General features: G+C 61.9%; 18 protein-coding genes. 11 read left to right on the forward strand and 7 right to left on the reverse strand.

Going from position 1 to position 22,397, the window contains the following annotated elements; translation table 11 throughout:
• Window positions 1-10: 10 nt before the first annotated feature.
• Together JKL46_RS02465 and JKL46_RS02470 are read left to right on the forward strand one after the other, a co-directional pair.
• Window positions 11-472, forward strand: a complete 462-nt coding sequence (locus JKL46_RS02465; RefSeq protein WP_201829826.1) for a hypothetical protein — start codon at window positions 11-13, stop codon at window positions 470-472.
• A 73-nt stretch (window positions 473-545) separates the two neighbouring features.
• On the forward strand, window positions 546-836 hold the full coding sequence (locus JKL46_RS02470; protein ID WP_201829827.1) for a hypothetical protein: 291 nt from the start codon (window positions 546-548) through the stop codon (window positions 834-836).
• Between the two features lie 19 nt (window positions 837-855).
• Here the strand turns inward: JKL46_RS02470 and JKL46_RS02475 are convergent, their stop codons facing one another.
• A complete protein-coding gene (locus JKL46_RS02475) occupies window positions 856-2,049 on the reverse strand; it encodes a YihY/virulence factor BrkB family protein (protein WP_201829828.1) in 1,194 nt (397 codons plus the stop codon).
• Window positions 2,050-2,245: 196 nt separating this feature from the next.
• Between JKL46_RS02475 and JKL46_RS02480 the strand changes: the two genes are divergently transcribed.
• Entirely contained in the window at window positions 2,246-2,464 is a 219-nt protein-coding gene (locus JKL46_RS02480) for a hypothetical protein (protein ID WP_201829829.1), read from the forward strand.
• 222 nt (window positions 2,465-2,686) lie between these two features.
• Here the strand turns inward: JKL46_RS02480 and JKL46_RS02485 are convergent, their stop codons facing one another.
• Window positions 2,687-2,923 carry a hypothetical protein gene (locus tag JKL46_RS02485; RefSeq protein WP_201829830.1) on the reverse strand — a complete coding sequence of 79 codons (237 nt, stop codon included), beginning with the start codon at window positions 2,921-2,923 and terminating at the stop codon, window positions 2,687-2,689.
• 72 nt (window positions 2,924-2,995) lie between these two features.
• Between JKL46_RS02485 and JKL46_RS02490 the strand changes: the two genes are divergently transcribed.
• Window positions 2,996-3,385, forward strand: coding sequence for a response regulator (locus JKL46_RS02490; RefSeq protein WP_201829831.1), 390 nt, complete (start codon window positions 2,996-2,998; stop codon window positions 3,383-3,385).
• Window positions 3,386-3,406: 21 nt separating this feature from the next.
• Here the strand turns inward: JKL46_RS02490 and JKL46_RS02495 are convergent, their stop codons facing one another.
• Window positions 3,407-4,282, reverse strand: coding sequence for an aldose 1-epimerase family protein (locus JKL46_RS02495; RefSeq protein ID WP_201829832.1), 876 nt, complete (start codon window positions 4,280-4,282; stop codon window positions 3,407-3,409).
• Between the two features lie 262 nt (window positions 4,283-4,544).
• Between JKL46_RS02495 and JKL46_RS02500 the strand changes: the two genes are divergently transcribed.
• Window positions 4,545-4,736, forward strand: coding sequence for a hypothetical protein (locus JKL46_RS02500; protein WP_201829833.1), 192 nt, complete (start codon window positions 4,545-4,547; stop codon window positions 4,734-4,736).
• A 91-nt stretch (window positions 4,737-4,827) separates the two neighbouring features.
• On the opposite strand, the gene JKL46_RS02505 is transcribed toward JKL46_RS02500, so the two are convergent.
• Window positions 4,828-7,872, reverse strand: coding sequence for a bifunctional diguanylate cyclase/phosphodiesterase (locus JKL46_RS02505; protein ID WP_201829834.1), 3,045 nt, complete (start codon window positions 7,870-7,872; stop codon window positions 4,828-4,830).
• 794 nt (window positions 7,873-8,666) lie between these two features.
• Between JKL46_RS02505 and JKL46_RS02510 the strand changes: the two genes are divergently transcribed.
• The 6 genes from JKL46_RS02510 to JKL46_RS02535 all read left to right on the forward strand — a co-directional run bounded on the left by JKL46_RS02510 (window position 8,667) and on the right by JKL46_RS02535 (window position 16,045).
• Window positions 8,667-9,353, forward strand: a complete 687-nt coding sequence (locus JKL46_RS02510; protein WP_201829835.1) for a response regulator transcription factor — start codon at window positions 8,667-8,669, stop codon at window positions 9,351-9,353.
• An 85-nt stretch (window positions 9,354-9,438) separates the two neighbouring features.
• Window positions 9,439-11,112: a methyl-accepting chemotaxis protein gene (locus JKL46_RS02515; protein ID WP_201829836.1), complete on the forward strand. Its 1,674-nt coding sequence runs from the start codon at window positions 9,439-9,441 to the stop codon at window positions 11,110-11,112.
• A gap of 491 nt (window positions 11,113-11,603) precedes the next feature.
• A complete protein-coding gene (locus JKL46_RS02520) occupies window positions 11,604-14,402 on the forward strand; it encodes a hybrid sensor histidine kinase/response regulator (protein ID WP_201829837.1) in 2,799 nt (932 codons plus the stop codon).
• A 2-nt stretch (window positions 14,403-14,404) separates the two neighbouring features.
• Window positions 14,405-14,893 (forward strand): chemotaxis protein CheW, encoded by a 489-nt coding sequence (locus tag JKL46_RS02525; protein ID WP_201829838.1) that lies wholly within the window; start codon window positions 14,405-14,407, stop codon window positions 14,891-14,893.
• 46 nt (window positions 14,894-14,939) lie between these two features.
• A complete protein-coding gene (locus JKL46_RS02530) occupies window positions 14,940-15,323 on the forward strand; it encodes a response regulator (protein WP_201829839.1) in 384 nt (127 codons plus the stop codon).
• Window positions 15,324-15,343: 20 nt separating this feature from the next.
• On the forward strand, window positions 15,344-16,045 hold the full coding sequence (locus JKL46_RS02535) for a protein phosphatase CheZ (protein ID WP_201829840.1): 702 nt from the start codon (window positions 15,344-15,346) through the stop codon (window positions 16,043-16,045).
• Window positions 16,046-16,128: 83 nt separating this feature from the next.
• On the opposite strand, the gene JKL46_RS02540 is transcribed toward JKL46_RS02535, so the two are convergent.
• The 3 genes from JKL46_RS02540 to JKL46_RS36535 form a co-directional block, all read right to left on the reverse strand.
• On the reverse strand, window positions 16,129-18,888 hold the full coding sequence (locus tag JKL46_RS02540) for a heparinase II/III domain-containing protein (protein WP_201829841.1): 2,760 nt from the start codon (window positions 18,886-18,888) through the stop codon (window positions 16,129-16,131).
• A gap of 89 nt (window positions 18,889-18,977) precedes the next feature.
• A complete protein-coding gene (gene fixJ / locus JKL46_RS02545; RefSeq protein WP_201829842.1) occupies window positions 18,978-19,598 on the reverse strand; it encodes a response regulator FixJ in 621 nt (206 codons plus the stop codon).
• The gene (locus JKL46_RS36535; RefSeq protein ID WP_201829843.1) at window positions 19,564-22,311 is read right to left on the reverse strand and encodes a PAS domain S-box protein; all 2,748 of its coding nucleotides are present in this window, start codon (window positions 22,309-22,311) and stop codon (window positions 19,564-19,566) included. Before JKL46_RS36535 ends, fixJ begins: the two co-directional genes overlap by 35 nt.
• Between the last annotated feature and the right edge of the window lie 86 nt (window positions 22,312-22,397).

Consider the following 22,397-nt stretch of genomic DNA (forward strand, 5'->3'; position numbering starts at 1 on the left):
GAGAATACCTATGGAACACAAGCCTGTAGAGAAGCTGCGTAGCGTCGCTGAGGTGCATGAGTTCAAGCAAGGTTTCCTGTCGCGGCACGAACGCCTCGAGCGTTGGGCCGAACTGTTGGAGCGCCAGCCGAAACGGCGCCTGAGGTCCCTGGGCGAGATCGAGTTCGTTCCCAAGAACAAGCGCCCGGAATTGCGGTCCGACGAATCCCCCATCACCGTCGCCTTCGAGGATCCCGTCCTGCGCGCTGCCGGCCTGAAAGGCGATACGCTCGGGGATGCCATGGAATTCTTCGAACTGTCGGAAGGCGCCTCTCACCGGCTCCTGTGCTCCTGCATGAACGGGTGGAGCATGGAGGCAGGATCGACGGCGCGGAAGGTGCATCGCATCGCCAATCCCGATCATCGCCTCATGCTGTTTGCGACCGCCGGCCTGCTGACAGCCGTGCCGGCTGCCCTATACCTGTTGAGCTGAATGAATGGTCCGGCATCGAGCCCTCGTCTCAAGAGGGCTCGATCGCCTGACAGGAGCGAGGGAGACTCATCCTATGTCGGACACGCCGACCCGCCGGATCGGCCTGCCCTGGTACCGCAGAGAGGATTATCCCCGCATCCGCGACATGATGAGCGACCGGCACAATCTTGCCCCAACCTATGAGGCCTGGCTGGCAGCGGCCGAAAACAACGAGAGCGTCGGCCGCGCCGCCGGCCTTCACATCTCCCGCATCCAGATCGAACCCGATTCTTTCGCCCGCTGGTGCGCCGAGAAAGGCGTGGAGCCGGGCAGCGCCGCGCGCATGCAGTATGTCTCCGAAAAGAGCGCGCAGGCCGAGGCCTGACCCCGCATCGACGTTTTCATCAGCTCTTGGTGACGCCGATCGTGTCCGCCATCTGCGCGCCGCGCGTTCCCATCGGCTGATGGGTGCCTTCGGTGGTGTCCTTGGCGGTCTGGTGCTCCATCTCGGCATTGATCTCGGCGCCCAGCAGAACGATGATCGTCGACAGCCAGATCCAGGTCATGAAGCCGATCACGGCGCCGAGCGAACCATAGGTTTCGTTGTAGCTCCCGAAATTGGCCACGTACCACGAGAACAGCATTGAGACGACGAGCCACAGAATTGCGGCGACGATGCCGCCGGGTGTCACCCACTTCCATTCCGCCTTGTCGCGGCTTGGGCCGAAGCGATAGATGAGCGACAGCCCCAGGACGAGGCCGATCAGAAGAAGCGGCCAGCGGGCAATGGCGAGGATCCATTCCGCCTGTGTACCCAATCCGATGAAATTGAACACGATCGGAAGAACCACGATCGCGACCAGCGCCGACAGAATGAAGGCGATGGCGCCGAGGGTGAAGGTGAGAGACAGCAGGTTCAACGCGACGAAGCTTCTCTTCTCCTCCTCATCATAGACGATGTTGAGAGCGTCGAAGAGAGCCTTCATGCCGGCATTGGCGCTCCACAGGGACAATCCCAAGCCGAAGATGAAGCCGAAGCCGAGCGTGCCGCCGCCCTGCGAGGCGATGCGGACCACCTGCTCGCGGATGATGTCGACCCCGCCGCCCGGCAGCACGCCGGACAGGGCTGCAAGATGATCCTGGATCGAGGAGGGATCGGAGAAGAGCCCATAGATGGACACCAGGGCAGCAATCGCCGGGAACACGGCCAGCAGAGCATAATAGGTCACGCCGGCCGCAACCGACATCACGCGGTCTTTCTGGAATTCCTCGTAGGTGCGCCAGAGAATATCCTTCCAGCCGCGGGCGGGGATCTCCGTCGGCGCGTCGGCCTGGCGGCCGCGGCCCTTCTCATGGGCGGCATGCGGCGGAGCATGCTCCTTTTCCCCAAAGCCCCTGTCCTCGCTGCGCTGTCCGCCCGCGGCCGGGGCGGGACTCTGCGAGGCACGCCCGTGGGCAACCGGCATCCTCCGGCGCTCGCCTCCGGCGACCAGCTTGACGAGAGCCCATCCGAGCACCACGGCCCACATGGTCGTGACGGCCGAAGACCGGGCGGCTCGCCCCGTTCCAGATTGTTCAACAGCCGGATTATTCGCCATGGTCGGACCAACCTCATTCGTCAACGCACCGGTCGGAACGAGCCGGCAACGGTAAACCGCAGCGATAAGGCAGCGGTTCCACGCACTTAGGTGCCGGTGGGAGGGAAGGTCGGGAGAGGGTTTTGGGCACCGGCTTTAACCCGGATGCAAGACTCTCTGGATCAGTGTCTGTCGCAGTCCATGAGGAGGATCTGAGATGGATGAATGGTCAGGCCGCAAATGGGAGCCCGTGACCGAGGCGCGCCTGCTTCGGGCAATCGACGTGCTCGTCGATCTTGCGAAGGAACATGGTTCGAACTTCGATCCGGTTCTGGAGTCGGTTCGCCAGGAGCTGCACGCCTTCCGCCGCCGGAAGAAGCGTCCCGCCGATCAGGCCCCCCAAACCGCTGCTGCTCCGCTGCGCAAAGCCGGCTGAGGTGGCCCTAGAGCATCGGACGGAAAAGTGGATCCGGTTTTCACTTGCGTGGCCCGCTGGGTCGCTGACGCGGCCCTCCGGGTCCGTCTTGACCGATGCTCTCATTCAAGAAGAAAGCATCGGAATCATCCCAAAAGTGCAAGTCCACTTTTGGGTCCGATGCTTTAAGCCGGGGCCTGTCTCGTCGATAGGCTCCGGCGCTTCTTTGGTTGCCGCCCAGGTTCAGGCAGCCTGCAACTGCTCCTCCCGCACAAGGCGGCCCGGCCCCGCCTGGGCTCCGCGGATGTGATATTGGAAGCCGCTGCTGTCCTCAGGCAGCAGCCGGGTGATTTCCCAGGTCTCGTCGAGCTTTGTGGGATCCGTGGCCGACACCATGTTCAGAAATGCCTCGACCGTATTGGTGCTCGCAAGCCTGACCAGCCGGACCTGATCTCCGACTTTGAATTTGTGCGACGTCACAGTCTTGCTCCTTGCTCGAAAAAGCCACCTGAGCATTAGGAACTAACATAGGTTAGCTTCGTTCCATGCCACATGAACGAGTATTCAGAAAACAGTCCTGTCGTCCTGCTGGTCGAGGATGAGCCGCTCGTGCGGATGGCTGCCGCCGACGATCTGCAGGATGCCGGGTTTCACGTGCTCGAGGCCGCCAACGCGGATGTAGCCTTGGCCGTTCTGGAATCCTGCTCCGAGGATGTGCAGGTCCTGTTCACCGACATCGACATGCCCGGCTCCATGAACGGTCTCGATCTCGCCGAAAGCGTCCACCGGCGCTGGCCGCACATCTCGCTCCTGGTGTCCTCCGCCTATCATAAGCCCAGCCCCGAGCAGATCCCGGACGACGGGCGCTTCTTGCCGAAGCCCTATCGCAGCGAAGATGTGGTTCATCACCTGCGCGCGCTCGTGGAAGAGCCGCTGAAATAGCGTCTGCGACCCGCCCGGACCTCAGAATCCTTTGCTGTCGACGGTAATCGTCATGGAGAAGTTTCGGCTCTCACCGGGCGGAACGAGAACGATTCCCGGCTTTGTGGAGAGCTCGCCCTCGAAACCTTCCGGGTCCGCATGGCCCTGCCACGGTTCGATGCAGATATAGCCGGCGCCGGGCTTGGTCCAGATTCCGAGATGCGGCATGCCAGGAAAGTCGACCCGAATGCTCCCGCTGTCCGGTGCGCCATACTCGACCGACCGGCTCCTGAGATCGTCGAAGACGATGGCATCCTTTTCGAAAAGGTCGTCCCGCAGCAGCAGGGAACGGCCCTGGACCGGGCTGGGCAAGGCCTCCCGGGCGATCAGGCCGTCCACCGGGCGACGAATGGGGGCCGCTTCTTCGTGCTCGAACCGGATCGCGTGGGCTTCACGGGGCGCCCCATAGGGCAAAGGCCAGCGAAAGGCCGGGTGAAATCCGAACGAGACCGGCATCGGATCGGAGCCCGTATTGCCCGCCACGGCCGTGATCGTCAGCGTGCTGCCTTCGATGGCGTAGGCGATGTCGAGCTGGAATGGGAAAGGATATCGCTCGAGCGTGGTCGCATCGGAGGAGAGGCGGAAGCGGCAGCGGGAGGTGTCGGCCTCCGCCAGATCGAAGGTCGAAATGCGTGCAAAGCCATGCTTCGGCAGCTCATATTCCGTATCGCGCACCCGGATCCGGTCGTTCCTGACACGGCCGACGATGGGAAAGAGCAGAGGCGAGCGCCCGGTCCAGAAAGCGGGATCGCCGTCCCATAGCAATTCGCGCCCATGCTCGTCCTGGAGCCGGACGAGTTCGGCTCCGGTCTCGGATATTTCGGCACTCAGGCGGGGGCTTGAAATGCGAACGCTCATTCGGCTGGGCTCCTTCTCCGATATCGCTTTCTAAGGCGCGGACTCATCAGAAAGCAACCGAACGCGTACTGATACGAGGGGGAGATGGACCGGTAGACCATCAGTGTCCACAACCCCGTGAAGCCTGCCGGTCAGGGTACGCTCCTCCATCGTCTCCGGCATCCATGGGATCAGCGTGTGCATCTAAGTTATAAGTAAGGCAAAACCTGTAGGTTACCTGTCGATGGCATGTTCGCTGTTTCGTGCTGCCAGGGAGGCGCCAATGACCGCCAATCAGTATTCGCTTCTTGCAGCGTTGATCTTTGTTCTCGTAGCTGTCCTGCAAATGGTTAGGGCCGTCACGGGGCTGCCGATTACTGTCGGGCAGACTTCAATTCCAACATGGGCGAGTTGGCTTGCCTGTGGTGTCGCGGTTGTTCTGGCATGGCTTGGATATGCAGCATCCAGAGGCTGATCTGGCCCTGAGCCAGATCACTTTCTGAGCGTATGGCCCAGCGCATCGAGCGGAAAGGCGGATGGCTTTTCAGCGCGGAGCGACGCGCTTTTCAGAGTGGAAGATCAGTTCGGAAGGTTGAAGACCCGATTGACGGCCGGCCGACGAGCATCCTGGCATTCCTCTCCGAGCGAGGCTTCACCAGCATGGAGTTCCAGCGCCTGAGAAGCTCCGGCACCTGCTCGGCCGCCATGGGCTTCGCATAGAGATAGCCCTGGGCATGATCGCAGCCCAGCTCCCGCAGGCGGCGCGCCTGCCCATGCGTCTCCACCCCCTCCGCCGTGATCGCAAGCTGAAGGCTCCTGCCCAGGCTGATGACGGCGGCGATGATCGCCTCGTCGTCGGAATCGTGCTCGAGGTCCCTCACGAAGCTGCGGTCGATCTTGATGTGATCGACGGGGAACTGCTTCAGATGGGTCAGCGAGGCGTAGCCGGTGCCGAAATCGTCGAGGGCAATCTGGATCCCTTGCTGCCGGAATTGGGCGAGCGCAGAGGACACGCTGTCGGAATTGCGCCCGAGGAGTACGGTCTCCGTGACCTCCACCTCGAAGACGCTCGGCGGCACCTTGAGCCAGTCGAGCGTCCGCAGCATGTTGTCGACGATGCCCGATTGGGCGAACTCCGCCGGAGACAGATTCAAGGCGATCCGGCCGAAGGAGAGATCCTGATCGAGCCATTGGCGCACATCGGCGGCGATCTTCGAGGTCAGCAGCTTGCCCATGGTCGCTGCAATCTCGTGATCCTCGAAGACGGCGCCGAAGAAGGCGGGTGTCAGGATGCCTTCGCTGGGATGCCGCCAGCGCGCAAGCGCCTCGAGGCCGACGATCTCGCCCGTCGCGAGATTCACCTTCGGCTGATAGAACGGAACGATCTCGTCGCTGGCGATTGCTTCCCGGATTCCTCTGCCGAGAGACACGCGCTGCTCGATCGCCTTTCTCATCTCGGGCGAATAGGTGATGACCCGGTTGCGGCCCCGCGATTTCGCCTGATACATCGCGATATCCGCATCCTTCACCAGCTCGGTCGGCGTCCCGTCGTGATCGGGATAGGCGGCGATGCCGATGCTCACCCTGCTGACGAGCGTGCGCTTCTGGTAGGTAAACGGCTGGCGCAGCATTTCTCCGATCAGCGATCCCAGCCTGTTGGCATTCTCGAGCTTGAGCGGCTCAACGACGAGCACCGCGAACTCGTCGCCGCCGATGCGCGCCACCGTATCGCACTTGCGGACCATCGCGGACAGGCGACGGGCCGTCTCCTGCAGCAGGGCATCGCCCGCATCGTGACCGAGCGTGTCGTTGATGTCCTTGAAATCGTCGAGGTCGATCAGAAGCAGGCTCACGCTGCTGCCGGCCTGCGCGGCCTGGGCGAGAGCGGCTTCGAGACGATGCTGGAAGAGATTGCGATTGGGCAGCCCGGTGAGAGCGTCGTGATTGGCCGAGCGCCAGATCTCCTCTTCGGCCTCCTTGTGCTCGCTGATATCGAAGGTCACGCCGACGATGCGATCGGGCGCGGCCTGCTCGCCCCGGGCCCGTAGCCAGCGCACCTCACCGCCCGGCATCACATAGCGGCATTCGATGGAATCCGAACCGCTGGTCTGGATCCGCTTCAGAAATCCCTCGACCTTCTGATGATCCTCCGGATGGATGCCCGTCATGAAGGTTCTGTCCAGGCCGGGATGGATGCCCAAGAGAGCAAGCGAGTTCTCCGAACGCGTGGTGGCGTCCGTTTGCGGGTTGAACTCCCAGGCGATCATATGAGCGGCCTTCAAGGCCAGCTGCAGCCGCTCCTCGCTGTCGCTCAACGCCTGTTCGGATTGCTTGCGCTCATGGATGTCCATGGCGATGCCGAACCATTGCTCGACATGGCCCTCTTCGTTCTTGAGGGGCTGCCCACGAACGATGAACCATCGATACATGCCGTCCGAAGCGCGGCGGAGCGACATCTCGATCTCGAAGGACACACCCTTTGCAAGCGCATCCTTCCACTGGCCTACGATTGTCTCGCGATGCGAAGGCTGGACGACGCAGGTCCATCCCTCTCGCGGCGAGGCATCCGAGCGCAGCCCCGTGTACTCGTACCAGACGTCGTTGCAATAGGTGAATTCTCCGTCAGGATCGGTGAACCAGACCACCTGCGGCGACGAGAAGGAGAGCGGCATCACGTCGACGAGGGTGCGCAGACGCTGCTCGCTCCGGCGCAGGCTCTGCTCGGTATGGCGAAACTCCGTGATGTCGCGGGAAATGCATAGGAAGCCCTGCGGCGCGCTGCTTCTCCCCATGATGGGCGAGACGACAACGTCCCACCATTTCGGCGCTCTCGCCGCTACCGCGCACGGCCCCTGGAAGCGACCCGTGACCCCGGTCCTGGCAGCCTCGATCGCCCTGTGCGCATCCTCTCCGGCAGCGCTGCTCCAGAGATCGCACCAGCTGCGTCCCTCCACCGCGCCGAAGTCGGAGACTTCCATGGCGCGCATGCCGCCCTGGCTCATGAAGCGGAGGCGTCTTTGCAGGTCTAAGACCATGATGCAATCGTCGGAGCTTGCCAGAAGCCGGCGCGAGAACTCCTCGCTCTCCGCCACCGCTCTGTTCGCGAGCTTCAACTCGAGCTGGCACATGACTGCGCGCGCCAGAGCGGCGAGTGCTTCTTCCTGCTGCGGATTCAGTCCTTCCGGGCGGGCTTCGCGATCGAGAACGCAAAGCATGCCGAGAGGGAGACCGTCAGCGGTTCTCAATGGAGCCCCTGCATAAAAGGACGGCAGGGGAATGCCGTAGACTCTAGGAAGATCGAGGAAGCGCGGATCCGCATTCAGGTCGGAGACGACGAACAATCCCGGTTCCAGCATGGCATGGCTGCAGACCGATGCCTCCCGGGGAACCTCGGTGATATCCAATCCGATCTTCGCCTTGAGCCACTGACGATGCTCATCGATGAAGGAAATGTAGGCGATCGAGGCATCGCATATCTGGGCCGCAATCCTCGCGATGCTGTCGAACTCGACCTCCGGCTCGGTATCCAGAATGTCGAGTTTCTGGAGCGCGGCAAGACGGTCGACCTCTTTCCATTCAGGCAGATTGCTGGACCTTGGACGCTCGATCATACGAAAAACTGCCCGCTCGGAAACTGTGCGCTCCTTGAAAAGCTGCCGGAGTTCAACCGACTCAACGGAATGGCATCATGCCTCGAGCGGAGCTCGATCCGTTGCACTCATGATCCGGGCTCAAGACCGGTAAAATGGCAGCGCGTCATGCCGACCTTCGCAGGGAAGGCTTGCCATAGTGCTGGTGACCTATTGTCCGCAATGAATGAACTATAGTCAGCTTCAGGAAATACTGGTGGGCCAGATTGCGGTCAAGAATCGGCGGCCACCTACGATCACTTAGAGTTAACGGAATAAATGGCAGGTCCCTTTTGGTGTCGACAGCATATTCCGCCGGAGCATTCCACGAGGCCGAATCTTGTCTGAGTCGCGCTTGCGGTCCGTCCCGACGCGCCTGATCCGGCATAAGCTGCTTGAGCACGAACAGGTGCTTCTACGTACGCAATACTTGCGGAAACTACGTAGTGACAATGTTGCCGGGGCGGATGGTGCGGGAGCGTGCCCACCGGCAGGATTTTCGGACCATCGGAAAAGACGTGTCCTATCAGATCCTTGGCGTGTCTGGCGTGGGCGCCATGCTCTCAGCCGGCAATATCTTACCGGCCGATTAAGGTTGATTAAGACCGATTAACCATAAGCTCTCGGCGGGTCCCATTCTTTACGTATTGTCCGCCGACTCGGCAAAATATACCTTCCAACTCAGCCGCAGAGAGCGACTCTGTTGAGTATAAAAACTGCAAGCGGCAAATAAAAATAGATTAGACGCACTTAATTACTAAGGCGGGGCAGAGAAAATGTATATCGTCGTCGATGACCGGCAGATGGTAACGTCCGGATATGTTGCGAGCTTCAAGCGTGAAGGCATATCCTCCCTTGGCTTATACGCAAACGAATTCAGCGACTGGCTGGAAACAGCCTCCGATTCAGACCTCGATGCCATTCAGGGTTTCGTTCTCGGCACCTTCGACGAGCGGGTCCAGTCGGCGGAAAGCATCCGGCGCTACTCCAAGGCGCCGATCATCGCCCTGAGCGACATTCGCTCCCTCGAGGAGACCCTCGAGCTCTTCACCGCGAAATTCGACGACGTGGTCCGTAAGCCGGTTCATGTCCGGGAAATCCTGGCCCGCTCCGAGGCGGTCTGGAGGCGCGTGAATGCCAATGCCGGCAAGAAGACGCAGAACGAGGGCGACAAGCTCAAGGTGTTCTTCGATGGGCGCGACCCGGAGATCGACGGCCTTCCGCTGGCGCTTCCGCGCCGCGAGCGGCACATCCTCGAATATCTCGTCCGCAAGCGGGGGCACCGGCTCACCAAAAAGCAGATCTTCGATGCGGTCTACGGCATCTACAGCGACGACGTCGAGGACAGCGTGGTCGAGGGCCATATCAGCAAGCTGCGCAAAAAGCTGCGCCAGCGTCTGGGATACGACCCGATCGATGCCAAGCGCTATATCGGCTACTCCTACGTCGGCGCCGCATCTTGAAATTTTGAGCAATGAAGATCGACTGTCCGGGATGAACTTCCGGGCAGTCGTTTTCGTATGAAACGCAATCCATCAGGTTAATTCGATGTCTTTCACAATTTCCCGTCGCCTTGCCGTCCTTGTCGCAACAGCCATTCTGCTGTGCGTCGCAGCGATCGTCGTCGAGCTCTATGCCATCCGCGACTCCATCGTCCGCGAACGCAAGGTCGCCATTGCAGGCCAGGTCGAGGCCGCGCTGTCGGTAGTCAAGAGCATCGCCGCGGAGGCCGATGCGGGCCGTGTATCCAAGGAAGAAGCTCAGGCCCGCGCCAAGACCGCGATGCGGGCGATCCGGTTCGGTAACAACGACTACTTCTATGTCTACGATTATGAGGGCGTGAACCTCGCCCACGGCGTGAACCCGAAGCTGGAAGGTCAGAACCTGATGGACCAGCGCGATGCCAATGGCGTGCGCTACATGTTCGAGGTCGTGCAGGCGGCAAAGCAGGGCGGTGGCTACGTCAATTTCCTCTTCCCGCGCCCCGGGCAGCCCGAGCCGTCGCCCAAGCTCGCCTATTCGCTTGCCTTCGCGCCCTGGCAATGGGTGATCGGCACCGGCGTCTATACCGACGATATCGACGCCATCTTCAAGGACCGCGTGTTTGAGGCCGGCGCCTGGGTGGCGGGCCTCCTCGCCGTGATGATCGCCTGCGCCTGGTTCCTCGCCCGCGGCCTCGTCAGGCCGGTTCAGGCTCTTACCACCACGATGGATGCGCTTGCCGCCGGCGAGACCGAAATCGCCATTCCGTCCGTCAGCCGCTCCGATGAGATCGGCGCGATGGCCCGTTCGGTCCAAACCTTCAAGGACGCCATCATCGCCAAGCGGCGCGCCGATGAGACGGCCATGCTCGAACTGGAGGCGAAGACCCGCCGCGCGCAGATGCTCGACGAAATGACCCGGAAGTTCGAGGTGAATGTCAGCACCATGACTCATGCCCTCGCCAATGCGGCGTCGGACATGGAATCCACGGCGCAGTCCATGACCTCGGTTGCCGACCAGACCAACGATCAGTCGGTCAATGTCGCCTCCGCTGCACAGCAGACCACCGCCAATGTTCAGACCGTCGCCGCGGCGACGGAAGAGCTCTCGATCTCGATTCGCGAAATTGCGAGCCAAGTGGCGGAATCCTCCCGCATCGCCGGCCAGGCGGTGGAGGACGCGAAGCGGACGGACGAGACCGTGCAGACGCTCGCGACCGTGGCCGACAAGATCGGCACCGTCATTCAGCTGATCAACACCATCGCTAGCCAGACGAACCTGCTCGCCCTCAACGCGACCATCGAGGCCGCCCGCGCTGGCGAAGCCGGGAAGGGCTTCGCGGTGGTCGCCATGGAGGTGAAGGATCTCGCGAGCCAGACCGGCAAGGCGACGGACGAGATTGCGGCGCAGATCACCGCGATCCAGCAGGCGACGCAGGAATCGGTAGCTGCGATCCAGAACGTCGCCAAGACCATCGGCGAGATGTCGCATATCTCGACCATGATCGCTGCCGCCATGGAAGAGCAGGGCGCCGCGACCGGCGAGATATCGCGCAACATCCAGGAGGCTGCCCGTGGCACGGAACTGGTGACCGGCAGTATCGCGCTGGTGCGCCAGGGCGCCGGCGAGACCGGATCGGCCGCATCGCAGGTTCTGGGCGCGGCACGCGAGCTTTCGCACCATTCCGCGAATCTCAGCCGCGAAGTGGATGCTTTCCTGTCAGGCATCAAGGCGGCCTGAACCGGACGCTGAGCATGGCGATCGAACGAGCGGAACTCTCCCGACACCTTTGTCTGCGCGAGAGATCCGCTTCGTTCATGTTGCGGTTGCGATTAGCAATTCATCAACCATGCCGTCGCTTCGTATCGCCTTGAGCCAGTGCAAATTCTGCAACGAAACGCCAAGTCGTTAACTTTATTGCAGGAAACGGAGATTTAAATTTCCTCAGCGTCAGGCGGAGGCTGACGGTTAGAAGAAGTGTTCCGGCAGATCGGGTCGATGAAGCGGCCTTGGTCGGGAGAGTTGCTCTCGGTGGAACGAATGTCGACATCTGACAGGTGAACAAGGCGCTTCGATCATCACCGGCGCCTTTTGGGGATTTCCAAGCAATCCCTCAAGCATGAACATGAGGTTCAGCGCTTCATTATTGGCATTATGCCCGCGTGATCCATTCATCTTGAGGCGCCGCATTTGGTGCCCATCGTTCGCTTAGTAAGAGTTGAGACACGGCAATGGACGACCTCCTTCTTGAGTTTCTAACCGAGACCAACGAACATCTCGAGACGGTCGACGTGGAGATGGTCCGCTTCGAGCAAGATCCGAACAACGAAGCAATTCTCAGCAATATTTTTCGCTTAGTTCATACGATCAAGGGAACCTGCGGCTTCCTCGGCCTGCCGCGTCTCGAAGCGCTCGCGCATGCCGCCGAGACGCTGATGGGTAAGTTCCGCGACGGTATGCCGGTGACGACCCCCGCCGTGTCGCTGATTCTCACCACCCTCGACCGGATCAAGGAGATCCTGGGCGAGCTGGAGCGCCAAGGCGCAGAACCGGAGGGATCCGATTCCGACCTGATCGAGATGCTGGAAAAGATGGCGGCGCAGGAAGCGCCTCCGCCAGTGGCACCGGCGCAGCCCGTAAAATCGCAGACGTCCGGATCGACTGTTTATCAGGTGCTCGAGCGCGAGCTGAAGCCGGGCGAGGTCTCCCTCGACGATCTGGAGCGCGCGTTCCAGGAGGCCCCTGGCCCGCAGACGGCATCTACATCGGGATCGCTGACCTATCAGGTTCTTGAACGGCCGCTGAAGCCCGGTGAAGTGTCGCTGGATGAGCTTGAGCGCGCCTTTCGCGAGGCACCCGGGCCGGCACCTCTCGTCATCGAGAAGCCCGTCGCCAGCGCCCCGAAGGTCCCTGCGGCTCCGCCGGCCCCGGCACAATCCGCGAAGAAGAATGCGGAGACTTCCGATTCAGGCGAGAGCGGCGAAGGGATGGCCGGCAAGGTCCAGACCATCCGCGTCAACGTGGACACGCTCGAACATCTGATGACGATGGTGTCCGAGCTCGTGCTGACCCGCAATCAGCTGCTCGAAATCGCCCGCAGAAGCTCTGAAGATCACGGCTACAAGGTGCCGCTGCAGCGCCTGTCGCAGGTGACGGCGGAACTGCAGGACGGCGTCATGAAGACCCGCATGCAGCCGATCGGCAATGCGTGGCAGAAGCTTCCTCGGGTGGTTCGCGACCTGTCGAACGAGCTTTCGAAGAAGATCGAGCTCGTCATGCAGGGAGCCGATACCGAGCTCGACCGGCAGGTGCTTGAGGTCATCAAGGACCCGCTCACGCATATGGTCCGCAACTCGGCCGACCACGGCATCGAGAATCCTGCAGACCGCAAGGCCGCCGGCAAGCCGGAAAAGGGAACGATCCGCCTCAACGCCTATCACGAAGGTGGCTCGATCACCATCGAGATCGCCGACGACGGCAAGGGCTTGAACTTTGCAGCCATCCGCAAGAAGGCCGTTGAGCGGGGCATCGCGACGGATTCGGAAGTGGAGCGAATGAGCGATGCGCAGGTCGCGAAGTTCATCTTCCATCCCGGCTTCTCGACCGCTGCCAAGGTCACCTCGGTCTCCGGCCGCGGCGTCGGCATGGACGTCGTCAAGACCAATATCGAGCTGATCGGCGGAACCGTCGACATCCGCTCCGAGCAGGGCCGAGGCACGACGTTCACCATCAAGATCCCGTTGACGCTCGCCATCGTCGCAGCGCTCATCGTGTCGTCCAAGGATCAGCGCTTCGCCATTCCGCAGGTCGCGGTTTCCGAGCTCGTCCGCGTGTCGCCGTCGTCGGAGCACTCCATCGAGCGCATCAACGGAACGCCCATCCTGCGCCTGCGCGACCGTCTGCTGCCGATCGTGCCTCTGTCGAAGGTCATGGGGCTGTCCGGCAACGAGGATGCCAATCACGGCTTCGTGGTTGTGACCCAGGTTGCGCATCAGCGCTTCGGCATTCTCGTCGACGGCGTCTTCCATACGGAAGAAATCGTCGTGAAGCCGATGTCCTCCAAGCTGCGTCACATCCAGCTCTTCTCGGGCAACACCATCCTCGGCGATGGTGCCGTGGTTCTGATCATCGATCCGAACGGTCTGGCGCGCATGGTCGGATCGGAAGCGGACAGCAACGAGTTCCAGAGCGACGCCGGAACGGAGCAAACTGTTGCCGCGGCCGACGACATGACGAGCCTGCTCGTTTTCCGCGGCGGCGGCGAGAGCCTGAAGGCGGTGCCGCTGTCGCTCGTGACACGTCTCGAGGAGATCGAGGCCTCGACCATCGAATGGTCGAGCGGACGCCCGGTCGTTCAGTATCGCGGACGCCTGATGCCGCTGGTCTCCTGCGACGAGGAGCTGGCGATCAAGCGGCAGGGCATGCAGTCGCTGCTGGTCTTCTCCGATGGCGATGTTTCCATGGGTCTGGCGGTTGCGGAGATTGTCGACATCGTCGAGGACAAGCTCGACGTCGAGCTTCTCGCCGAACGCTCCGATCTCGTCGGATCGGCGGTGGTGCGCGGGCGCACCACCGAGATCGTCAACGTGGCGCATTACCTGCCGATGGTGCTCGAAACCTGGGCGCGTAAGGATCGGCGCGCCAGCCAGGACAAGTCGCTGCTTCTCGTCGACAGCTCGACCTTCTTCCGCGACATGCTCGTGCCCGTGCTCAAGGCGTCCGGCTATCGCGTTCAGACCGCCTCGACCGCGCAAGAGGCGGTCCGTCTCCTGTCCGGCGGCCTCCATGCTGACATCGTCGTGACGGATCTCGAACTCTCCGGCCATTCCGGCTTCGCGCTGGTCGCCTCGCTGCGTGCCGACCCGCATCATGCCAACACGCCCGTGATCGGAATGACGGTCAAGCCGGACCCGCAGCAGATCGCTCTCGCCAGAAAGCTGAGGATTTCCGAGATCGTATCGAAGATCGACCGGCGCGGCCTGCTTTCCGCCCTGGCCGAGCTCAATGCATCGTTTGAAGAGGCTGCTTGATCATGAAGTCAATCGATTCGATCGCGTCCGGAGGGACGAAGGCGACCTCCCGGCAAATGGAGTTCGTCACCGTCATGGTGGCAGGCCAGCTCCTCGGCCTTCCGATCAGCCGCGTTCACGACGTCTTCGTCGTCAGCGAAATGACGACCGTGCCGCTGGCGCCAGGAGAGATCGCAGGCCTGCTCAACCTGCGCGGCCGCGTCGTTACGGCCGTATCCCTGCGCCGACGTCTCGGTCTCGACGATGCGACAGGTATGGAGCGCCGGATGGCCGTCGGCCTCGAAAACCACGGAGAGGCTTACGGCCTGCTCGTGGATGATGTCGGTGAGGTGCTCAAGCTCGACCCGGACGAGATGCAGCCCAATCCAGTCCATATGGATCGCGGCTGGGTCGGTCTGTCCCAGGGCGTGCACCAGCTCCGCGACAAGCTGCTGATCGTGCTCGATGTCGACGCCGTGCTCGCTTTTGAGACCGAGCGTGAGGCCGCCTGAAGCCGGCTAGAGCTGAAAGTTCCCATGTTGAGTTAGGATGAGTTCCGTGAGTCTAGATTTGTCCACCCCCGTTCTCGTCGTCGACGATTATCAGACGATGGTCCGCATTCTGCGCAACCTTCTCAAGCAGATCGGCTTCAACGATGTCGACGACGCGTCAGACGGCCAGGCAGCGCTCGAGAAGCTGCGGGCGAGAAAGTACGGCCTTGTCATCTCGGACTGGAACATGGCGCCGATGACCGGCTACGAGCTGCTTCAGCAGGTTCGTGCCGACGGGGAGCTGAGCTCGCTGCCATTTATCATGGTCACGGCCGAGGCGAAGACCGAGAACGTCGTTGCCGCCAAGAAGGCCGGCGTCAACAACTACATCGTCAAGCCGTTCAACGCCGAAACCCTGCGAACGAAGATCAGTTCCGTCTTCGGCGTTTGACTGTCAGGCGAGCAACGGCCATGAAGCCCCATAAGAGCTACCGTATCGAGGCGAGCCTCGGTGTCGTTTCCAATGACGAAGGCGTATTGGAGAGGCATTCCGAGGTCATGAACATGCTCGGATTGATCAAGGAATCGATCGTTCCGGCCCGCGAGATCTCGACCTCCCTGCTCGAAGAGCACCGCAGGGACATGCAGGAGGCCCTGCGTCTCAAGGCAGAGCTCGACTCGATCTACGAGGCGATCGCGCGCACGAAGCGCGAGATCGCAACCCTGCGCTATGCCGGCGCCCAGGGGCAGGAGATCAATCGGGTCACGGACGAGCTCGGCGCGATCGTTCTCGGCACGGAAACGGCAACCAACTCGATCCTGGCATCGGCCGAGCGGATCGACGAGCTCTCCAGCAACCTGTCGTCCCGCCTCACGGGCGGCGACCAGGAGATCGCCCGCGAGATCCTCGATCAGGTCATCAGCATCTTCGAGGCCTGCAATTTCCAGGACATTACCGGGCAGCGCATCGGCAAGGTCGTCGGCGCGATGCGGTTCGTCGAGGAGCGCGTTCACCACATGATCGAGATCTGGGGCGGACTCGAGAGCTTCAAGGATGTCGAGACCGTCGACGATGCAAGGCGCAAGGGCGACGCGGCACTGTTGAACGGCCCCGCGCTGGCGAGCGACAAGGGCGTCACATCCCAGGACGCCATCGACGCCCTGTTCGACTAGAGCATCGTGCCGAATAGCGGATCCGGTTTTCCACTCTCAGCGACGCGTCGCCTAAGGGATTGAGAAGGAGAACCGGCGGCGATTCAGCAAAACAGGCTTTGTACGCCCGGAGATGCGAGCAGCTCCTGAATCTTCCGCAGGCCCTGCTCGTTGGCGGCGAGAACGACGCCGCCGCAGGCGGAGCCAGGACCCGATAGCGTGTAGTTCAGAACATTGGCCGGCTGAAGCCCGCCTGTGGGATGGGAGACGAATCCCTGCAGCTCACCGAGCCTGGCGCTGCGGCCGCTTTCCACCGCCATCCCGTCGAACTTTCCCGCAACGATGTGGGGAATGATGCGCAGCCTGCTCTTGCCGCTAAAGCCGATGGCAAGCTGTGCCTGTGCCAAGGCGACGGCAACGTTTTCCTCGAAATGCAGGAACCCGCGAAACGAGAGCTGGCTACGGGATGTCTGGAAACGATCGAGAACGGCGACCGCGCTCAGATCGTCCAGGCAGAGGAATGTGCGGGCATGCCGACAGTCCGGGCCGTGTACGTTGGTCCCGATGCTCAGCAGCCTGGCTCCGTTGACGGCGCGATCCGTCTCGATCCATCCCGTTCCGGCCGTTTGTTCGCGGCCATCGGGAATGGCCACATTGTGCGCCCGCGACGACAGCAGATACTGCCTGGCGGGGCCAGCATCGTGGAGGCCTGAGCCTCCCGAATCTGCGACCCAGCGCATGCCATTGGCCGCATAAACGAACGACGTGCAGTCGAAGTGACCGTTTTCGTGGCGCTGCGTATTGAACGACGTGCAGAGGTAAGCCCAGTTCGGCTTGCGCTCATAGTGCCGGAAGGCGGCAATACCGGCCTCTTCCGAAATGATCGATCGCGAGCCGGTCGGATAGGCCAATTCCTCGGCGAGATTTCGGTCGGCGAGCAGCGATCGGCCATAAGTGGAGATCAGCCGCCGCAGCCAGGACGCGTAGTGGTGGCCGTGAGGCATGTCACCGAAGGCGGGAAGCATGCCGACAGGATCGGTGATCGCGACGGTTTGCCGGAGATGCGTCTTCGCGAGCGCCGAGAGATGCGTGCGGAATCCGGCACTGTCCGCCTCGTCTTCGAGGTTCTGCGCTAGGATGAGAGCCAGCGAGATGGCCTCCAATCGGCAATGCCAGGAGGCCTCGACCGAAGCTCCGTCCGGCCCGAGAAGCTGATCGAACCCGCTGCGAAGTTGGGCAAGCGCAATCGATTTCCAATAAGAGGCCATGGGAAAGCGCGGGAGCGCGCAGGCCAACGCGAGCAGGGCGCCCGCGGTGCGGATCTGCAGCAGCGAATGCGAGAAGACGTTCTGGCTGACGATCTCCGCCAGGGTGAAGCCATGCCTGATGGTCTCGGCAAAGAGGTTACGCTGCCGCTTGAGCGCGGCCGGGCTCGTCGATGCGGCGTTCAGAGCAAGGAGATGCAGGAAGACTTCGGTTCGAACCGCCACCGACGAGGGATAGGCGCTCAGCGGATCCGCGGGCTGCCCCCATGGGTTGGCGTTCGACCAGGAAATCGCGAAGTCGATCGCACGCGAGCGGGCATTCCGTCCTGGTTCGCCGGCCATGGGAAGCAGCCATGCGAGAGATTGGAACGCGAGACGCCAGCCCGGTGATTGAAAGGGGTCCTCTGTCCACGTAAGCGTATCGGGAAGCCCCCAGGGCTCAAGACCCTGAAGCGCGAGCCTGCCCCCAGTCGCAAGAGGCCTGTCTCCGTGCTGAACGATATGAAGCTTGTCGTGAAAGGTCGACAAGGTCGTGAGCGCATCGCTGTCCCACAAATGGCCCGTCTGGTCTGATCTAAGACGCGTATGCGCGGCATCCGATGATGGCTGCAGGCGTCCGAGCGCCTGCTCGAGGAAGCCGGTGACGTCCGGTGTGGCTTCTTCCTGAATGTCCTCGAGAAGAAGGCGGTCGCCCACGGAGATTTCAAGCGGTGTCGCCAAGCTGATCGCGGTGTCGCCCGCGCGGAGCTGAAAGCCGAGATCGACCGTTGCAGCATGTGGGGGAGGAGAGAGTTCGAGGGTGAACCGCCGCGTCTGCCGATGAACGGGAACCTCGATGAAGGCCCCTATCCCCGGCGCATTGGAAATATCGTGATAGGGAAGCGGCAGAGCCTGCCCTTGGGCATCGCGGAAAACGACGCGCACCAGAGCTCCTTGCGGATCTGCGATGTCGCGGACGAGTTGCCCGCGGACGACGAGCGGGTGGCCGGAAACGATGCCGTAGCTCAGCCATGTCGGTTCGCCGCCCAAAGCGAGCCAGGTGCTGCGCGAACTTGCCCCAGCTTCGTTGCGCGGCGCAGTTCCAATCGGCGGTTCGGCATCTGTCGATGACGGTGGAGCATGCTGGCTGAGTTCGATCTCGCTGATCGAAAACGGGTGGGAGTTGCGCCAGCTGCGAATGGCGATGGACAGGTGCCTGGCCGGCGCCGGCACGAGAAAAGTGCATGCGATCCTGTTGGATGAGGGGAGTGCGGAGCCGTGGCCGTGATAGTCGGGTCCCGCGACGAGCGAGCTATGCGGATCGATCTGGCTTCTTGCGAGACCGGGAACATAAGCGAAGTCGACGCCCGATCCATCCTCGGCGAGGAAGTTCACACCGATGGCCGCGAAGTCAGGGGCCATCCGGTTGCTTTCCTCCGGATGCCAGGCGATCCGGAACCTGAGTTCGCACCATGCCTCGCTCGTCAGATCCCTGAACTCGAAATCCGCCTTCGACCAGCGATTGTTATTGGAGACGATATGGTGCCCGTCCGGTTTGCCAGACGAGGGATCGATCGCCTCGTTGGCTGGAACCGGAGCAATGCGTCTGACGTCGAGCATGGGTCTGTCGAGGTTTCTGTTGGAGAGATTTGCCTGAATGGCTTTGAGCTCGCCACAGGCGAGCGTCGGTGACCCTTGGCGATTGGACGTCAGGTCCCGCTTGCGACTTCCAGGAAGAGAGCCATACGGATCAGCTCGGACAGGCTCTTGGCTTCCATTTTCGCCATCACGTTGGAGCGGTGGATCTCCACCGTTCGGATGCTGATGTTCAGCTCGTGGGCGATCATCTTGTTGGCCTTGCCGGCAACGAGACCGTCGAGCACCTGCCGCTCCCTCTGAGACAGGGATTGCAGGCGCGCCTGCGTTCTCAGAAGCTCCTGGCTTTTACGCACGCTCTTCTCGTCGCAGACCAGGGCGAAACGGACCACTTCGAGGAAGCGGTCCTCTCTGAACGGCTTCTCGAGGAAGTCGATCGCGCCCGCCTTCATGGCCTCGACGGCGAGCGGAATGTCGGCGTGGCCCGTCATGACGACGACGGGGGCATTGATGCCGCGGGCCTGAAGACGCCGGATGAATTCGAGCCCGTCGATGCCGGGCATGCGAACATCCGTGACGATGCAGCACCGGCCCGGATCGCCGACTTCTTCGAGGAATGCTTTGGCGGATTCGTACAGGCGAACGTTCAGGCCAGCCGATACCAGCAGAAACGACAAGGCTTTGCGTACCCCGACGTCATCATCCACCACATATACGATCGGCGTGTTCGACACTGGCCATATCCTCCTTGTCGACGGTTCTTAAGGTAAAATGAAACGTGGTTCCTTCGCCGGGTGTCGAATTCGCCCAGATCTTGCCGCCATGGGATTCCACGATCGTTCGGCTGATCGAGAGGCCCACGCCCATGCCGCTCCGCTTGGTGGTCGTAAACGGCTTGAACAGGTTCTTCAAGACTTCCGGCGCGATCCCGGAACCGGTGTCCTGAACGCTGATCCGAACCAGCGGTTCGCGCCCGTCGACGCCTGCCATGATCCGCAATTCGCGCCGGGAAACGTCCTGCATGGCCTCGATGGCATTGCGGATCAGGTTGAGGAGAACCTGCTGAATCTGAACCCGGTTGACGAAAACCAGCGGGCTGTCGGAGGGAAAGTCGAACTCGACCTTGATCTCCTTCTCCTTGGCTCCGACGAGAGCCAGGGCACTGGCCTCTTCGACCAGCCTTTGCAGCCCCTCGATCTGATGCTCGCTTCCGCCGCGGGCGACGAACTCGCGCAGCTGCCGGATGACCTCGCCGGCCCGCAGGGCTTCCTCGGCAGCCTCGTTGATGGCACCGCGCACGAGGGCGACCTTCTCATCCTCGTTGCCGGCCAGGATCAGGCTGCAGCCTTTGAGATAGCTCGTGATCGCCGTCAGCGGCTGATTGATCTCGTGGGCCAGCGTCGAGCCCATCTCGCCCAGGGCCGTGAACCGGGACATGTAGGCGAGCTCGGATTGCAGCTCCTGCATGCGCGTCTCGGTTCGTTGGCGCTCCGTGAGATCACGGATGAAGGCCGTGAAGAAGCGCTCGCCGTCCGACTCCATCTCGCCGACCTGCACTTCCATCGGAAAGGTCGAGCCGTCCTTGCGCTGGGCGACGGCGACGCGGCCGCTCCCGATGATGCGGCGTTCTCCCGTTTCCCGATATCGCCGGATATAACCGTCATGCTGTTCGCGATAGGGGAGAGGCATGAGATACTTGACGCTGGTTCCGAGAACCTCCTCGGGGTCGTAGCCGAACATGCGCACCGCCGTGGCGCTGAAGGAGCGGATGATGCCGCTTTCATCCGCCACGACCATCGCATCGGGCACGGTTTCCAGAATCGACCGGAGATGAGCTTCCCGGGTGCGCAGCCGTTCTTCGCTGGAGCGCAGGGCGTTTTCGGCGACCTTGCGCTCGGTGACGTCTTGAACCGTGCCGATCTTGCGAACGGGACGTCCTTCGTCGTCGATCATCGTGCGGCCGATAGCCGAAATCCAGCGCTCTTCGCCCGTATCGCTGCGGATGACGCGGAAGGTGCCGCTATAGGTCAGGCTGCCACCGACCCCGTCGTCATAGAACATATGCTCCATGCGATCGCGGTCGTCGGGGTGGATGCCGCCGAGCACGATCTCGCGCGTCAGGGAAATATCGGCATCGAGGCCGAGGATCTGCCGGGCCTCCGGCATCCACTGGCGACGTCCGGTCAGAAGATCCAGGTCCCAGATCCCAAGCGCCGTCGTCTCGATCGCCAGCCGGAGCCTTTCGTCGCTGCTGCGCAGCTTCATTTCGGCTCGTCTTTGATCGTGAATGTCCGTGACCGTGCCGACCCATTCCTGCACGGACCCGTCTTCATTCAGGAGAGGCACGGCTCTCGCCAGAACCCACCGGTATCGGCCGTCCGCCCGCTGAATGCGATATTCCAGCATTCCGGGTTCTTCCGAGAGCCGGATCGCCCGCCATTGCGCGAGGAGCTTCTCGCGGTCGTCGGGATGCACAGCGGTCAGGAATCCGAAACCCGTATATTCTCTCCTGGGCTGGCCGCTGAACGCCTCCCATCCCCAGACCTTGGTGATCGAGCCGTCCGTGGCTGCGCGCCAGACGATCGCAGCGCTGGCTTCGATCAGAGCGCGATACTGCTCTTCGCTTTGGCGCAGGCGCTCGGCCGCGGATTTCTGTTCATGGATATCCGTGACGGTGCCGACCCATTCCTGGACTGCCCCATCGGGCGCGCGGAGGGGGACAGCCCTCGTCAGGACCCAGCGATAGAAGCCATCGGGACCGCGCGCGCGATATTCGGTCGTCGAGGCCTCTTCCGATGCGAGCGTTTCCAGCCACGCGGAGGTCACTCGCTCGCGGTCATCGGGGTGGACGGCATCCAGCCAATCGTAATCCCTGAGTTCATCGGAGGGCTGGCTCGGAAAACCTGCCCAGCCCGAGAATCCTTCGATGAGCGAACCGTTGGGGGAGGCACGCCAGACCATGGCGGCGCTCGCTTCGATAAGAGCCCGGTAGCGCTGCTCCTGTGTCTTCAGGGCGGCTTCCGCAACCATGAAGCGGCTGATGTCGCGGGCGGTCAGAACGAAGTTGCATAGATTGCCGAGATCGTCTTCGACGGCATCGATCGTGATGCGGCAGAGGAAAGAGATGCCATTCTTCTTCGCGCAGCGAACCTGGTCCGCCGAATGGCCCAAACTTTCTGCACTCTTCAGATCACGGAACAGCTTTTCCTGCACATGCTGATCAGCCGGATACAGAAGGGAGAAGTGTCGGCCCAGAACTTCTGCGGATTCCCAGCCATAGATGTGCCCGGCACCAGCGTTCCAGGATACGATATTTCCTTTCACGTCGAGCGTAATCAGTGCGAAGTCGCGAATGGAATTGAGCACGCGTCCTGCGTCCGCGCCCGAAATCGCCTTCCGGTCGGCGCGCACGTCGAATCCGTCTTCTAACGCAGAAGTATGAGTCATTATCCCCCAACCCACGGCTGCGTTGCATGCAACAATGAACTTAATAGCCTAAGATCACGAAAGCAGCATAGTCGATAGGCTTGCCC

Source organism: Microvirga zambiensis WSM3693 (assembly GCF_016735695.1).
Classification (GTDB): domain Bacteria; phylum Pseudomonadota; class Alphaproteobacteria; order Rhizobiales; family Beijerinckiaceae; genus Microvirga; species Microvirga zambiensis.